Origin of the sequence: Hydrocarboniphaga sp. (genome assembly GCF_028291725.1) — a bacterium.
GTDB lineage: Bacteria > Pseudomonadota > Gammaproteobacteria > Nevskiales > Nevskiaceae > Hydrocarboniphaga.
Map to the genome: position 1 here is coordinate 44,991 of NZ_JAQGNT010000047.1, position 15,576 is coordinate 60,566.

Sequence of the window (15,576 nt, forward strand, 5' to 3'; positions counted from 1 at the left end):
GCGCTGCCGGCATGCTGGTTAGTCTGCTCGACAAGCCGCCGCTATGCCCGGCGTGAAAAAATAGAACGGGAGGAGAAACCGTGCATCGCACTTCATCGACTCTGCTAGGTCTACTGCTGCTATCGTCGCTGTCGTCGAGCTTCGCCCAGAATCTCGCGGCGACAACGCTTGCAGACGCACCGCCGGCCGAGTTGGAGGAGATCGTGGTGTTCGGCATCACGCCGTTCCCCGGCGGCGAAGGCGACCTGCAGCATTACCCGGGCAATGCCCAGGTGTTCGGCGCGGACAGCCTGCGTGATCGCCAGAGCCTCAACCTCAGTGAGTTCCTCGGCAGCAGCGCCAGCTCGGTGCATCTGTCGGATGCGGCCAACAACCCGTTCCAGGCCGATCTGTTCTATCGCGGCTACGGCGTGTCGCCGCTGCTGGGCCTGCCGCAGGGCCTGGCGGTGTACCAGGACGGCGTGCGCGTCAACGAGCCTTTCGGCGACACCGTGAACTGGGACCTGATTCCCGAAGCCGCGATCCAGCGCGTCGAGCTGATCCCGGGCTCCAATCCGGTGTTCGGCCAGAACACGCTCGGCGGCGCGCTCTCGGTGCACACCAAGACCGGCTGGGATCAGCCGGGCGTCGAGGCCGAAGTCAGCGGCGGCTCGTTCGGCCGTATCAGCAGCTCGCTGGAATACGGCGTGGCCGGCGACGATACCGCGCTGTTCGCGGCGCTGCAGACCGAAGACGAGGACGGCTGGCGCGATCATTCCGCGAGCCGCGTGCGCCAGCTGTTCACGCGCGCGTCCTATGGCAAAGGCGACGACGGCGCCGACCTGATCGTCACCGCCGCCGACAACCAGTTGCGCGGCAATGGCGCGGTGCCGATCGAACTGATGCTGGCCGAGGGCCGCGACGCGGTGTTCACCTATCCCGACCAGACGGCGCCGCAGCTGTTCTTCGTCGACCTGCTCGGTCGGCATCGCCTGGACGAAAAATCCACCCTGTCCGGCGGCGTCTACTACCGCCAGAACCGCATCCATGCGTTCAACGGCGACGGCAGCGAATTCGCGGCCTGCGCCGATCCCGGCGACGTCGACGCCCAGGGTCAGCCGCTGCTGTGCGACAGCAACGATGGCGACGAGGCAGTGATCAACGACGCCGACGGCAAGCCGGTCACTGCCAGCGACACCAACGACTCGGCCACGCAGAACACCAGCAGCACGATACAGCGCGGCTACGGCGCCAATCTGCAATGGGCCTACGACGGCCTGCTGCTGCAGCGACGCAACCGCGTCTACCTCGGCGCCAGCTACGATCGCGGCCGCACGCTGTTCCATTCCGAAACCGAACTCGGCGCGCTGACCGACGAGCGCGGCACCGTCGGCAGCGGCATTTACGACGAAGAATCCCTGGTGAGCTTGCGCGCGATCAACAGCAACATCGGCGTGTTTGCATCCGACGTCTGGCAGGCCACGGATCGATTGAGCCTGACCGCGTCGGGCCGTTTCAACCGCGCCGAAGTCAAGCTCACCGACCTCGGCGAAGACGACGACCTGGACGGCAATCACCACTTCTCGCGCTTCAATCCCTTACTCGGCGCGACCTATGAGCTGGGCTATGGCCTGACCCTGTTCGGCTCTGTATCGGAAGCCTCGCGCGCGCCGACACCGGTGGAACTGAGCTGCGCCAATCCGGACGCCCCGTGCAAGCTGCCGAACGGCTTCGTCGACGATCCGCCCTTGAAGCCGGTGATCACGCGCACGTTCGAAATCGGCCTGCGCGGCGGCAGCAAGGCCTTGCATTGGAACGGCGCGCTGTATCGCGGCGTCAGCCGGAACGACATCATCTTCATCACCGACGGCGCGCTGAGCAACGAGGGCTATTTCAGCAACGTCGGCAATACGCTGCGCCAGGGCGCCGAGTTCGGCATCGACTGGGCGGCGCTGCCGTCGCTGAAACTGTCGGCTTCGTACACCTATGTCGACGCCGAGTTCCGCGAGAACTTCCAGGTCAATACACCGAACCATCCGCTACGCGATCCGGACGATCCGGAAGAACCCGCGGCAGGCACCGGCGATGTGCACTCGGGCGACCGGATTCCGCTGGTCCCGCAGCACCTGTTCCGCGCCGCCGCCGACTGGCATCGCGGCGGCACCCGGCTCGGCCTGGAGATGGTGGCGCGCTCGTCGTCGCGCTATCGCGGCGACGAGGCCAACCTCGACCCACAGCGCATCGGCGGCTTCGCGATCTTCAACGGCCAGGTGTCGCAGGACGTCGGCCGGCACCTCACGCTGTTCGGCAAGATCACCAACCTGCTGGACACGCACTACAACAGCTTCGGCGTCTACGGTGACAGCGCGGCAGTGCTGGGCGAGGACTACGAAGATGCGCGGCGCTTCGTCGGGCCGGGCGCACCGCGCGGTGTGTTCGTCGGTGTGCGTATGAGCTTCGCCGGGAGCTGAGCGTAGGGGTGTAGGTTGGGGTGAGCGCAGCGAACCCCAACATCGGCGCGGAACGAATGTTGGGGTTCGCTGCGCTCACCCCAACCTACGCGATTGATCCGGACGCTGTGTCACCACCGCGACAGTGTGTGTCGCGCGCTCGCGACGCATGCGCTATTTCGCCGAGCATGCGATGTGATTTCAAGCACTTGCGCGCGCCGTGCGGCTGGCCTGTTCCTTGCGCCTGCGGCTGCACAGTCCCGGGAGAGACCATGAGCCACACAGGCCAGAACAAGGACAGCATCCGCGTGCTGCTGATCGACGATCACGCGGTGGTTCGTGAGGGCTACCGGCATCTGCTCGGCAGCACCGGCCGCATCAGCGTCGTGGCCGATGCCGACTCGGGCGCCGCGGGCTATCGGCGCTTTCTGAAAGGCGGAATCGACGTCGTCGTGATCGACCTGTCGATGCCCGGCGTCGGCGGGCTCGAAGTGCTGCGCCGGATGAAGCATCGCGAGCCCGAGCTGCATGCGCTGGTGTTCAGCATGCACGAGGAGCCGGTGATCGTGGAGCGCGCGCTGGCGGCCGGGGCCACCGGCTACCTGAGCAAGCGCTCCGATCCGCGCACGCTGATCGACGCGGTCACCCGCGTCCACGCCGGATCTCGCACCGTGGACCCGGCGCTGCTGCCGAACGTTGCGGCGCGCGGTCGCGCGAGCAGCTGCGCAGCCCCGACGCTGCTGCACCAGCTCTCCGGCCGCGAATTCGAAATCTTCCGCCAGCTCGCCGAAGGCCACAGCGTCTCCGAAATCGCCCAGCACCTGTCGCTGAGCGGCAAGACCGTCGCCAACTATCACACCGCGATCCGCGGCAAGCTCGGCGTCGGCAATTCCGCCGAACTGGCACGCCTGGCGATCGCCGCCGGCGTCGTCCGCCTGGAGGCAGCATGATTTCGCTGGAACGTGTCGACCCGCGCCGCCTGCCGCTGCGCTGGCAGCTGTCGCTGGCGATCGTGCTGGTGCTGTCCGGCACGCTGGCGATTGCGATCAGCGTGGTGCTGCGCAATGCGCGCAACGCGGTCGCGGACGAGCTGCAGGCCAGCCTCAACTCCACCACCAGCAGCCTGGATGCCACTCTGTCGCTGCTCGAAAGGCTGCCGCCCGGCGAAGTCGACACCGCGCTTTACGACTGGATCGCGGCGCAGACCGCGAGCCGCCATCTGTGCGTGGCGCTGCGCTCCGGCCCGATCGGCTTCGTCAACGGCACCGAGTGTCCGCGCATGCACAGCGCCGAGCTGTCGGCACCGGCCTGGTTCGCGCGCGGCGTGGTCGAGGCGCCGCATTCCGAGCGCCGCCAGCTGCTCGTCGACGGCCGCCAGTACACCGTGCTGCTGGTCGCCGATCCCAGCGAGGAGCTCAACGAATCCTGGGACGAAACCCGCGAACTGCTGCAGCTGATGGTGCTGATGGGGTTCGCGGTCAATGCCCTGATCCTGATGCTGGTGACCATCGCACTGCGCCCGCTCGATGCCGCGACCGGCGCCCTCGCCCGCCTGCACGACGGTGATTTCGAACTGCAGCTACCGAAGACCGAGGCGCGCGATCTGCGCCGGCTGGTCAGCGGCATCGAGCGGCTCGCGCAGCGGCTGGCGCGTAGCGCGGGCGAGAACCGGCGTCTGCTGCTGCAGAACCTCGACCTGCAGGAAGAAGAGCGCCGGCTGATCGCGCGCGAGCTGCACGACGAGATCGGCCAGCATGTCACCGCGATCGAGATGGCGACCATCGGCCTGGAGGGCTCGGCGAATGCCGCGCGCATCCACGAATCGGTCTGCGAGATCCATCAGCTGAGCCGCCGCATGATCCGCCGCCTGCGTCCCGCCGCTCTCGACACGCTCGGCCTGGCCGGCGGCCTGCAAGCCCTGCTCGCGCAATGGCAGGCCAGCCAGCCGCAGATATCGGTGGTCGACGAGATCGACCCGCTGTGCGAGCGCATCGACGCGTACACCGCAACCCATGTCTACCGGATCGTGCAGGAGGCGCTGTCGAACGCGGTACGCCACGCGCGCGCCGACCGGCTCGAAGTGCAGCTGCTGATCGTCAACAGCGAGATCCGTCTGCGCATCGCCGACGACGGCCACGGCTTCGATCCGCAGACGCAGACCGCCGGACTGGGGCTGATGGGCATACGCGAACGCATCAAGGCGCTCGGCGGCGAGATGGACATCGTCACCGGCCGCTATGCCGGCTGCCGCTTGCAGATCCGCCTGCCGTTGCCGGCTACGCGCCGGCGCAGTGCGGTAGTGAACACGTTGGCGATCGTGGCAGCTCGTAGGTTGGGGTGAGCGCAGCGAACCCCAACATCAGCGCGGACGAATGTTGGGGTTCGCTGCGCTCACCCCAACCTACGGGACAAGCGCTGACGCAACTTGGCGTCGTCGCGCAGCGGTGCCCAGATCGGGTCGTTGCGCAATAGCGCCGGCGTCAGCGGCGCGCGGTAGCGTCCGCTCATGTAGGGCTGCTGCAGCAGCGTCGTAATCGCGGCGAGCGCGGCCTGCCGATTGCCGGCCAGCATCTCGGCCTGCGCCAGCACCTCCAGCGCGTTCAAGGCGAACTGGTCGCCGCTGTGCGAGGCGCGGCGCGTCGCGATGCAATCCGCGCCGTCCAGCGCGGAGGCCTGCTCCCCGACTTCGGTCAGGCACAGCATCGAGCGCAGATACACGCCGGCCGCGCTGTTGTCGGTGATGCTGCCATTGTCATAAGTCTTCAACGCGCGATGACCGCCGGCGAAAGCCTGCCGCGCCGCCTCGGCATCGCCCTGCGCGAGTTCCACGGTCGCCAGCAGGACGTAGTAATCGGCCACGCCGATGCCAACCGTCGTCAGATCGCCGGCCAGCGCAGCCTGCAAGTCGCTGCGCGCCTGCTGATACCGGCCGCGGTAGATCCGCTGCAGCATCTGGAACGCGAATACGTCCGCCACCGCGGGCTGCAACGCCAAGGCGTCGAGCTGGTGCTGCGCGGCGTCGAGCTGGCCGTCGGCCTGCTCGATCAGCGCGGCATTGACTTTCAGCGTCGCGTCGTCCGGGCTGATCGCCAGCGCGCGCGCCGCCATCTGCCGCGCCGGATCGAACTGCCGGTTCGCCAGCAGATACAGCGCATAGGTACTCAGCAACTCGGAATTGCGCGGGTCGAGTTCTGCGGCATCGTGCAGATGCTTCAGAACTCCGGGCCAGTTGCTGCGCTGCCACTCGATCTGGCTGATTGCGCGCAGTGCGTCGGCACTGTTGGGCAGGCGCTGCACCGCGCTTGCGAAAGCCTGCTCGGCACCGCTCAGGTCGTTGTCGCACATGAAACGCACGAAGCCGCGCGCGAGATCGGTTTCGCCGTCGTCCGGCTGCAAACGCCAGGCAGTTTCGGCGGCGTGCCGCGCCTGTTCGCAGGGGTGCTCGGTCAGATCCAGGCCGAAGTAGGCGCGGTCCGCATTGACCCGCGCGAGCCGCGCCCAGGCCAGCGCGAAACCCGGGTCCAGCTCCACCGCCTTGGCGAACCATACGGCCGCCTCATCCAGATAGCCCGGCTCCAGCACGCGACGATGCGCAGCCATGCCGCGGAGATAGGCGTCATAGGCCTTGGCGTTGTGCGTCGGGTCGGTGGACAGCGCACGCTGCTCGGCCGGCGTCAGCCGGGCGCGCAGCGCATCGACGATCGCCAGCGCAACCTCGCTCTCGACATCGAAGACATTGGTCAGCTGGCGGTCGTAGGTTTCACTCCAGATCTGCGCGCCGGTATTCGCCGCGATCAGCTGCACGATGATCCGCGCCGATTCACCGCGGCGCTGCACGCTGCCTTCGACGATATGGCTGACGCCCAGCTGCTGGGCCAGCTGCCGCAGATCGGGCGTCCGGCTCGCGTAGTAGCTGGCGGAGGATCGCGAAATCACCCGGAACTCGCCGATCTTCGACAGCCGGCTTTGAATCTCGTCCTGAATCCCGTCGGTGAACCAGGATTCGTCCGCCGCACCGCCGAGGTTCTTGAATGGCATCACCGCCATCGACGGCATCGCCGCGTCGGGGCCGGCTGGCCAATGACGCAGCACGATGTCGCCCAGCAGCAGCACGGCGCCGACCGCGACGATCAGCAGCCCGCTGCGCCCCAACGCGACGCCGAACAGCGGCGGCCGTTCCAGGCCCGGATCGAGATCGCGCTCGCGCTTCAGGCCGTCGGGCGTGAACTCATAGATCCAGGCCAGTGCGACGACCAGCGGAATGCCGAGCAGCGTGCCGATGACGACCCAGCGCACCGCCCAGTTGGGAACGTCGAAGAACGGGAAAACCTGCGTCGCCACCTGCACCAGCAACCAGGCCGCACCGGCGTAGATCGCCAGCGCACGCAACACATTGCGGCGCCGGAGTTCGGCGAACAGCCCGCTCAAACCGGGAGTCCGCTTATTTTCTGACGGGCTGTTGCTGGTTGGTGTGGACCGGGCCGACCGGCGGCGGCGGCGGCGGAACCATGCAGCTCGGGTCCGCGGCCATGCTCTTGTCGGCGCAAGACGGATTCGCTTTTTTCTTGTGATGGTGGGCAGGCGCCGGCGTGGCGTCGTCGGAGCCGTCGTCCGCCAATACCCCGGTTGAAATCAAGCCCAGCGACAGTAAAGCGGACAACAGCATCAGACGGTGTTTCGCCACGGCCAGTCCCCAGCAGGTTTGATGAACACCCGGATTCTCCGGCGAGCGGACGCCAACGGCAAGAGCGCAGTGAACCCCAACATTGGTCCGCGCTGATGTTGGGGTTCGCTGCGCTCACCCCAACCTACGGGCTACGGGCGTATTGGCGCGGCCATCTCCGGCGCGACATAGTCGATACCGTACTGCGCGAAAATCTTCTGCAGCTCGCCGCTCTGCTGGAGCTGCGACAACGCGGCGAGCAGCGCCGCCTTCAGCTTAGGATTACCGGCCTTGATCGCAATGCCGACATCCCAGGCGGTGCGGTACAGGCCCTGCAATTCGGTGCTGCGGGTTTCGATCGCCGGGCCGCCGAGCTGCTTGAGCAGGCCCTGCAGTTCGCCGCGCGGCGCCATCACCGCATCGACCTCGTCGTTGGCGAACGCCTGCACGGCCGCCGTCGCCGTCGGCAAGCGCTCGGCACTGGTGCGCAGGCGGCCGCCATAGGCACCGCTCATGTAGTAATCGCTGATCGAGCCTAGTTCCACGCCGACCTTGGTGCCGACCAGCGACAGCGGCGTGGTCATGTTCCTGTAGCGCCCCGGGCGGTAGGCGATGCTGACCGCCTCGTGGAAATACGGCGCGATCAGCTCGGCCTTGTCCTGGCGCTTGACGTACTCCGGGTCCATGCCGACATGCAGCATCAGGTCGGCGACACCGCCGCCGAGGTAATGGCCTTTCCAGATGTTGTTGCGCAGATCGTCGTCGGTGTCGTCGCCGGCGGAGATCGGCCGCAGGCGCAGCGTCAGGCCGAGCTGCCTGGCGAGCGCGCCGGCCAGATCGACATCGACGCCGGTATAGCGGCCCTGGTCCTGGTACGAATACGGCGGGAAGTCGCGATACACCGCGACTTCCAGACCGCCGCGCTCGCGCGCCTGGTCGAGCTGATCGAGCACCGGCTCGCCCTGCTCGTCGGCCGGCAAGGCCGGCAGCGCGAAACCGAGCATCAGCAGCGATGCGCAAACCGCCGAGTAGCGTTTCATGGCGACATCAATCCTGATGCACGCTGTCGAGATAGGCGCGAATCGACCAGATCGCCTCTTCGCTGAAGATTTCGCCGAACGGCGGCATATAGGTCACACCGTTGCGGATCGAACCGTTGCGGATGCGCATCTGGAAATACTCGTCGCCGTCGTCGCCGACCGGCAGGTTGCGCAAGTCCGGAGCGATGCCGCCGGAGACAGCGCCGAGGCCGTGGCAGCGGGCGCAGTTCTGGCCATAGGCGGCTGCACCGATCGTGATCGCCTTCTTGTTGTCGCGATAAGGGTTGACCGTCAACGGGCCTTTCAGCTTCGGCAGATCCTGGGTATCAACCGCCTGCGGCGTGACGTTGCCATGCGCCTGCGCGACGAGTGCGGTGACGGCCAATAAAAGTGCAGCGAGTGCGGGAACAATGGTTTTCATGGCGGTTCTAGCCTGGTTGTTTGAATGCTGGGTGTTCGGTGTAAAGCCGTCGGCTGATTCGCAAGCTGTAGGAGCGGGTCATACCCGCGACTGGAGCTCGCAGAACAGAGTCGCGGGTATGACCCGCTCCTACAGTTGGAGAGTCGCTACTTCGCAGCCGCCTGCGTGCGATGCAGCTTGAACACCCAGAGCATGCCGCCCTGGGTGATGTCCTTGACCTTCTTGGCGACTTCACCGCCCCACAGCGGCACCGCACCGCCCCAGCCCGAAGCGACCGCGACGAACTGCTCGCCGTCCTGCTCCCAGGTGATCGGCTGGCCAACGACGCCGGAACCGGTCTGGAATTTCCACAGCTCCTTGCCGGTCTTCGCATCGAAGGCCTTCAGGAAACCTTCCGGCGTGCCGGTGAACACCAGGTTGCCGGCCGTGGTCATCACACCGCCCCACAAGGGCGCGCCATTGTTGTATTCCCAGACGATCTTGCCGGTGGCCGGGTCCATCGCGCGCAGCACGCCGATGTGGTCTTCATACAGCGGGCGGATGGTGAAGCCGGCACCGAGAAACGCCGCCCCTTTCTTGTAGGTGATCGGCTCGTTCCAGATGTCCATGCCCCACTCGTTGGACGGCACATAGAACAGGCCGGTGCCCTGGTTATAGGCCATCGGCATCCAGTTCTTGCCGCCGAGGAAAGACGGTGCGGCGAACACCGAGCTGCCCTTCTCCTCCTTGCCGGGATCGCCGGGGCGATTCGCGGTTTCGATCGGACGGCCGGTCTTCATGTCGACGCCGCTGGCCCAGGTCTGTTTGGACACGAACGGCGATACGCCTAGCAGCTTGCCGTTAGTGCGATCCAGCACGTAAAAGAAGCCGTTGCGATCGGCCTTGGCGCCGGCTTTAACCGTCTTGCCGTTCTTGATGTAGTCGAACGGAATGAACTCGTTGACGCCGTCGAAATCCCATGAATCGTGCGGTGTGGTCTGGTAGCTCCACGCGATCTTGCCGGTGTCGGCCTTCAGCGCCAGCGTCGATGCCGAGTACAGGTTGTCACCCGGGCGCGTATGCGAGTTCCAGGGCGAAGGATTGCCGGTGCCGCAATAGATCAGATCCACGTCCACGCCGTAGGTGCAGCCTAGCCAGGTGGCAGCGCCGCCGGACTTGTACTGGTCACCTTCCCAGCTCGCGTTGGTCTTGCCGGTGATGCCGTTGTCCTTGCCGTTGAGCGTGCCCATATGGCCTTCGACGGTCGGACGCGTCCAGATGATCTTGCCGGTCTTGGCATCGCGTGCATCGACCCGGCCGACCACACCGAACTCGCCGCCGGAGACACCGGTAACGATCATGTTCTTGACGATCAGCGGCGCCGCGGTGTTGGAGTAGCCAGCCTTGTAGTCGTCAAGCTTTTCGTTCCACACGACTTTGCCGGTGTCCTGGTTCAGCGCCACCAGATGCGCGTCGAGCGTGCTGAAGATCACCAGATCGTCGAACAGCGCGGCGCCGCGATTGACCACGTCGCAACACGGCATGATGCCGTCGGGCAGACGGTGCTCGTAAGCCCACAGCTTCTGGCCGGTTTTGACATCCAGCGCCCAGATTCGCGAATACGAGCCGGTGATGAATATCTTGCCGTTATAGACCAGCGGCTGGCTTTCCTGGCCGCGCTGTTTTTCGTCGCCGAACGAGAACGTCCAGGCTGGCACCAGGTCACCGACGGTGTCGGCGTTGATCGTCGTCAACGGGCTGTAGCGCTGGCCGCTCTGGCCCATGCCGACGGTCAGCACGTCGCTGGTGGATGTCGCGTCTTTCGAGATCATATCGGCGGTGACGCCGGCCGCGATGACCGGCAGCGACATCGCGGCCAGCAACACGCCCAGACTCCCCGCCAACGCCAGCCCTGCACGCCGCGATTCGCCGCGGCGCCGTGGAATATTTTCCATCTGCTTGTCTCCTGAATTCTTATATGGGGGTGAGCCCCTGCGGCATCACCGGCGCGCCGTAAAGCACGATCGATGCCACGCGAGTCTTTGCGCTCGAAGCGAGCCTGCTCCGCTCGCGCTGCTCGCGTCCTACACTGCCATTAGGCTGTTTTTAAGCCTTATTTATAAATCTGTCCTACATGACAGATAGCGCGCACATTCGCTGAACTCAGATTGCTGCTACCCGTCTGAACGCAGCCTTTACTCCAAGTGTCACCGGCGCATGACGCGCGCCGCCGAAGTGTCCCGTTCCCGATACGGGCGATCGACGAAACAAGATTCCGGCAAACCGTGATCGATCAGCATGGGCGCCTGGTCCGCGGCACTGTAGGAGCGGACCTTGTCCGCGATTGAGGCTGCACCGGCGCAATCGCGGTCAAGGACCGCTCCTACAGCTCCAGCTGGCAACGGCGGTTTGATCTGCAGGAGCCCTGCACCCACAAAACCAGAGCCCGGCAACCGCGATCGATCAGCATAGCCGCCCGATTCGCGGCACTGTAGGAGCGGACCTTGTCCGCGATTGAGGCTGCACCGGCACAATCGCGGTCAAGGATCGCTCCTACAGTTCCAGCTGGCAACGGCGGTTTGATCTGGAGGAGCCCTGCACCGAAAAAAAACCGGGTGTTGAGCCCGGTCGAATCAAGAAGTCCCTCTCCCTCTCCCGTCGCTACGCGACACCCTCTCCCAGGAGAGGGAAAACACAGCGGCTTCAGAAGGACAGGAAAGCGCCGACGTTGAAGTTGTTGCTGGTGTTCTTGCCGCCGTCGTGAGCCTTGGTGCTGACGTCGCTGAACTCGGCGAGCAGGGTCAGGTTCTTGGTCAGCGAGTGATAGACGCCGCCGGTTACCTTGCTGTTCTTCGACAGCAGGTTCGGCGTTGCCGCGCGATCCGCGGAGCCGGCGAAATCCAGATTGCTGACTCCGTAGTTCAAGCCCAGCTTGGTCTTGTTGATCGTGTAGGTGGCCTGCAACAGATAGCCGTCGGAATCGCGCTTGTTGCCGAAGCCGTCGTCGCTGAGCACGAACAGGCCGGTCGTGCCCAGGCCGCTGCCGGTGTAGTAGCTGCCGAGCAGATCCACGGGGCCGAACTTGGCCTTGGCCGCGACATCGAAACCGCTGCTGGTGTAGTCCTGGCCGGTCGGCAGATGCTGGGTCTGGGTGATGAAACTCGACGAGAAATACAGGTCGCCGAGCTTGTACGCGAGCTTGCCGTGGAAGCCCGGCTTGCCTTCGGCGGTGGCCGGGCCCTGCAGCAGCGGCTCCAGCGGATCGAAGATGCCCAGGGTCAGCGTCAGGCCGCCGAGCAGCGACGGCGTGGTGTAGTTCATCTGCGCCAGCGTATCGGCGTAGAGGTAACCGAAGCCGATGCCGCCCAGCGAGGTGTTGGCCGGCGCGCCGCCCGACATCGCGCCGCCGACACCGACGCCCGGCAGGGTCATGTCGTTGATGATCGCGTCGAAGCCGAACAGCCCGAAATTGCGGCCCAGCGAGAAGGTGCCGATGTCCTGGTTACCGAAGGTCATGAACACCTGGCGCACGTCCAGGCCGGTGGTGCCGAGCGCGACATTGGTGCCGAGCGCGCTGCCGTCCTGCTGCAGGTTCGGGCTGCCGCCGTCATTGGTGCTGATGCCCGGATAAAAACCGAAAGTCCCGGTGATGTCGTAGCCGTCCTGGGTGGTGGCGACGCCGAATACCAGCGCGGCCGGCAACAGGCCGTTGCTGACCGAGGACGTGTTTTTCTCGCCGCCGGCATCGACCGAACAGGCGCCTCCGACCGTGACGATGGCCTCAGGATGCTGTTCGCAGGTCGAATGGATGTAGTGGACATTGACATTGCCGTTGGCGGTGAACTTCCAGTCGCCGGCCTGGACTTCCAGCGCCTTGGCACCGGTGGAACTCAGCAGAGCCAGGGCTCCGAGCACGAACGCATGACGCTTGCAGGAATGATTCATTTGCTTCCCCTGATCTATAGGTTTTATGGCACCGCCTGCCCGGGTGTGGGCAGGCGACCGCGTTGCCGGAGCGACTCTCATCAACGACTGGCCATCCGCTATTGGTGTCTCTGTATTGCGGCGAGCAGGCGTTCGCACACGCTTCGGCGGCGCGCCGGGAGCAAGCGACATGCCAATCCGCTTGAATCACGAATATGGCTGTTTTAAAGGGGTTTTCGAATAATTTTCGTTGAGCCCGGAATGGCCGATCGAGCAGCCTGTCCCGATGCAGTGACGGCGTTTGATGCAGATCCGCGACAGCCGTTACAGACGCAGTCACGCCCGCGTAAGCCGTAGGTCGGCAATCCTTTGCCGACGTGAGGCGGCTATTGCGCATCGGGCATACACGTCGGCAAGGGATTGCCGACCTACGAGTTGCGCAGTGTCACGCCGATGACACAGTCCCACGGCCTTCCGTCGCAGCCACGCGACCCTGCGACCCTGCGACCAAAGTAGCGTTGACGCCGGCCGGGCTATGCCCGTAGCGTGCAATGCGCGCGCGGTCAGCTGAGGATCTCGCGCAGCGGCAGGAGAAGACCATAAGCCGAACGCACACAGCGCCGGCAACAACAAGAGGTGCGTAATGGGCGATACCGCATTGATGCAGCACGCGCGCGGCGTTCTGGGGCTGGTCAACGGCCTGGGCACACCGCCGCGAGCCATCATCGAAAAATCCGTCAAAAGCTCCTGGCAGCGTTGTGTCAACGACTACCGTCTCGACCCGGCCCGCTCGCAGTCGACCTGTGTGGTCGACAGCAACAACCTGAAGGAACTGCAGGGCCAGCACGACGAACTGGTCGACATCGCGCGCGCCGAGATGGACACGCTCTACGACCAGATCAGCGGCTCGGGCTACGCGCTGCTGCTGACCGATACCAGCGGCATCATCCTGACCGAGAAAATCGATCCGACGCTGACGACGATGTTCCGCAGCGCCGGCCTGATTGTCGGCGCCAACTGGAGCGAGCAGACCGAGGGCACCAACGGCATCGGCACCTGCATCGCCGAGGGCCGCTCGATCACGATCCATCGCGCCGATCATTTCCGCGCGCGGCACATCGGCCTGTCCTGCTCGGGCTCGCCGATCCGCGATCCCAGCGGCGCGATGGTGGCGGTGCTCGACGCCTCGGTGGTCGGCTCGCACGACACGCGCTCCAGCCAGATGCACACGATGGCGCTGGTCAATACCTCGGCGCGGCTGATCGAAAAGTGCCTGTTTTTGCGGCGCTGCCAGCCCTACCGCATCCTGCGGTTTCACAGCCGCCCGGAGTTTGTGAACCTGCTGCATGACGCTGCGCTCGCGCTGGCCGACGACGGCACCATCGTCGCGGCCGACGACATGGCGGTGGCGCTGCTCGCGGTGCAGGGCCGCGGTGCGCTGGTCGGCAGCCAGGTCGGCGATCTGTTCGACGTCGGCGAAGCCGAGCTCGCCCAGCTCGGCAGCACGCGCCAGGCGCTGTTCCCGGTACGCGATCTGCGCCTGGGCCGGCGCTTCTTCATCAGCCTGGTGCCGGCGCAGCGCGCAGCCCAGCTGATCGAAGTGCATTACGGCCGCCGCAGTACCGAGGCGATCCACATCACGCCGCTGGCGCGTCCGCCGGTGATGACGCTGGCCGATCTCGCCGGTGACGATCCCGACATGCTGCGCAATATCCGCGCGGCAAGCCGCGTGGTCGAAAGCCAGGTGCCGATCCTGATCCAGGGGCCGACCGGCTCCGGCAAGGAGGTGTTCGCCAAGGCCATGCATCTGTCCAGCGCGCGCGCGGCGCGGCCCTTCGTCGCGGTCAACTGCGGCGCGATCCCGGAGACGCTGATCGAATCCGAGCTGTTCGGCTACCGCCCCGGCGCTTTCACCGGCGCACGCAAGGAGGGCTCGCGCGGCTACATCCTGCAGTCCAGCGGCGGCACGCTGTTTCTCGACGAAATCGGCGATATGCCGCTGAACCTGCAGACCCGTCTGCTGCGCGTGCTCGAAGAACAGGAGGTGCTGCCGCTGGGCAGCGATACGCCGATCAAGGTCGAGCTGCGCGTGATCAGCGCCTCGCATCGCCGGCTGCGCGAGATGATCCGCGCCGGCGAGTTCCGCGAAGACCTCTACTACCGTCTCAACGGCATGACGCTGGAGCTGCCCGCGCTGCAGGATCGCGGCGACAAGGAAAGAGTGATCCGCCAGCTGATCGCGGCCGAGGCCGGCCACGCGGTATCGATCGAGGCGCCCGCGTTCTCGCGACTGATGTCGTATCCCTGGCCCGGCAACATTCGCGAGTTGCGCAATGTCGTGCGTACTGCGCTGGCGATCTGCGAAGGCGGCGTCGTGCGCATGGGCGATCTGCCGTCGGAACTGCGGCTGTTCAATGCGGCCGGCCATCCGGACGCGGCGTCCACGACGCCCGAACGCGCATGGGCGCCGACGCTGCCGGTGTTGCCGGTGTTGCCGGCAGCGTCGGCGTCGGAGAACCCGCTGCTGGCGGCGGAGCGTATCGCGATCCTGCAAGCCGTCGAGAACTGCCGCTGGAACATGACACTGACCGCGCGCCAGCTGGGAATGAGTCGCAACACCCTGTACCGCAAGCTCAAACGTCACGACATCGCGGTCGGCGAATCGCGGCGTGACGAAGTGTCACGCAGCTGAGACAACCCCATATCCCCCCTCCCGCAAGCGGGAGAGGGTCTGAGGCTGCTCCGTCTTGGCGGCGGCTGCGGCGACATCACGGCGCTACCGCGCCGCCCTCACCCGGCCCTTCGGGCCACCCTCTCCCGCCTGCGGGAGAGGCCGCCGCAGCTTGGCGCTGCCGGCTTGAGCCCCGGAACCGCCCCGCCCCTTCCCCCGCATGCGGGGGAAGGTTGGGATGGGGGCGAGACGATAGCGCCGCGCCTGCTCGCCCCCACCCGCGTTTGGCTTGGTCGCGGAGTGACCCATGTCACTCCGCGATAGGCCAAACGCCCTCCCCCGCAAGCGGGGGAGGGAGAGGTTCCTGGGTAGCCCCGTGGTCCTTGCGGACCTGCTCACGGACCCTGAACCCGGCGAAGGTAGGTCGGCAATCCTTTGCCGACGTGCTC

The 15,576-nt window shown here is 65.9% G+C and carries 10 protein-coding genes; 4 read left to right on the forward strand and 6 right to left on the reverse strand.

Annotation, left to right across the window (positions count from 1 at the left end; genetic code table 11):
• The first annotated feature begins 80 nt into the window (after positions 1 to 80).
• The 3 genes from JWQ90_RS13710 (at position 81) to JWQ90_RS13720 (ending at position 4,770) form a co-directional block, all read left to right on the forward strand.
• Complete coding sequence (locus JWQ90_RS13710) at positions 81 to 2,450, forward strand: TonB-dependent receptor (protein WP_299695060.1); 2,370 nt, start codon at positions 81 to 83, stop codon at positions 2,448 to 2,450.
• Between the two features lie 251 nt (positions 2,451 to 2,701).
• Positions 2,702 to 3,379, forward strand: coding sequence for a response regulator transcription factor (locus JWQ90_RS13715; RefSeq protein ID WP_299695063.1), 678 nt, complete (start codon positions 2,702 to 2,704; stop codon positions 3,377 to 3,379).
• On the forward strand, positions 3,376 to 4,770 hold the full coding sequence (locus JWQ90_RS13720; protein ID WP_299695066.1) for a sensor histidine kinase: 1,395 nt from the start codon (positions 3,376 to 3,378) through the stop codon (positions 4,768 to 4,770). Before JWQ90_RS13715 ends, JWQ90_RS13720 begins: the two co-directional genes overlap by 4 nt.
• Positions 4,771 to 4,820: 50 nt before the next feature.
• Here JWQ90_RS13720 and JWQ90_RS13725 read toward each other — a convergent pair whose 3' ends face one another.
• From JWQ90_RS13725 to JWQ90_RS13750, 6 genes are all read right to left on the reverse strand, one after another.
• Entirely contained in the window at positions 4,821 to 6,857 is a 2,037-nt protein-coding gene (locus JWQ90_RS13725; protein ID WP_299695069.1) for a hypothetical protein, read from the reverse strand.
• Between the two features lie 13 nt (positions 6,858 to 6,870).
• Positions 6,871 to 7,095: a hypothetical protein gene (locus JWQ90_RS13730; RefSeq protein ID WP_299695072.1), complete on the reverse strand. Its 225-nt coding sequence runs from the start codon at positions 7,093 to 7,095 to the stop codon at positions 6,871 to 6,873.
• Positions 7,096 to 7,244: 149 nt separating this feature from the next.
• Positions 7,245 to 8,132: a transporter substrate-binding domain-containing protein gene (locus JWQ90_RS13735; RefSeq protein ID WP_299695075.1), complete on the reverse strand. Its 888-nt coding sequence runs from the start codon at positions 8,130 to 8,132 to the stop codon at positions 7,245 to 7,247.
• A 7-nt stretch (positions 8,133 to 8,139) separates the two neighbouring features.
• Positions 8,140 to 8,553, reverse strand: a complete 414-nt coding sequence (pedF, locus tag JWQ90_RS13740) for a cytochrome c-550 PedF (protein ID WP_299695078.1) — start codon at positions 8,551 to 8,553, stop codon at positions 8,140 to 8,142.
• Between the two features lie 146 nt (positions 8,554 to 8,699).
• Entirely contained in the window at positions 8,700 to 10,487 is a 1,788-nt protein-coding gene (locus tag JWQ90_RS13745; protein ID WP_299695081.1) for a PQQ-dependent methanol/ethanol family dehydrogenase, read from the reverse strand.
• Between the two features lie 748 nt (positions 10,488 to 11,235).
• Positions 11,236 to 12,477 (reverse strand): porin, encoded by a 1,242-nt coding sequence (locus tag JWQ90_RS13750; protein ID WP_299695084.1) that lies wholly within the window; start codon positions 12,475 to 12,477, stop codon positions 11,236 to 11,238.
• A 622-nt stretch (positions 12,478 to 13,099) separates the two neighbouring features.
• Between JWQ90_RS13750 and JWQ90_RS13755 the strand changes: the two genes are divergently transcribed.
• On the forward strand, positions 13,100 to 15,148 hold the full coding sequence (locus JWQ90_RS13755) for a sigma-54-dependent Fis family transcriptional regulator (protein WP_299695087.1): 2,049 nt from the start codon (positions 13,100 to 13,102) through the stop codon (positions 15,146 to 15,148).
• Positions 15,149 to 15,576 lie beyond the last annotated feature (428 nt).

Excerpts from the sequence above, each read along its gene's own strand:
- JWQ90_RS13755 (WP_299695087.1), top strand. The coding sequence starts at position 13,100 with ATGGGCGATACCGCATTGATGCAGCACGCGCGCGGCGTTCTGGGGCTG.
- JWQ90_RS13750 (WP_299695084.1), bottom strand. The coding sequence starts at position 12,477 with ATGAATCATTCCTGCAAGCGTCATGCGTTCGTGCTCGGAGCCCTGGCT.
- JWQ90_RS13735 (WP_299695075.1), bottom strand. The coding sequence starts at position 8,132 with ATGAAACGCTACTCGGCGGTTTGCGCATCGCTGCTGATGCTCGGTTTC.
- JWQ90_RS13720 (WP_299695066.1), top strand. The coding sequence starts at position 3,376 with ATGATTTCGCTGGAACGTGTCGACCCGCGCCGCCTGCCGCTGCGCTGG.
- JWQ90_RS13715 (WP_299695063.1), top strand. The coding sequence starts at position 2,702 with ATGAGCCACACAGGCCAGAACAAGGACAGCATCCGCGTGCTGCTGATC.
- JWQ90_RS13730 (WP_299695072.1), bottom strand. The coding sequence starts at position 7,095 with ATGCTGTTGTCCGCTTTACTGTCGCTGGGCTTGATTTCAACCGGGGTA.
- pedF (WP_299695078.1), bottom strand. The coding sequence starts at position 8,553 with ATGAAAACCATTGTTCCCGCACTCGCTGCACTTTTATTGGCCGTCACC.
- JWQ90_RS13745 (WP_299695081.1), bottom strand. The coding sequence starts at position 10,487 with ATGGAAAATATTCCACGGCGCCGCGGCGAATCGCGGCGTGCAGGGCTG.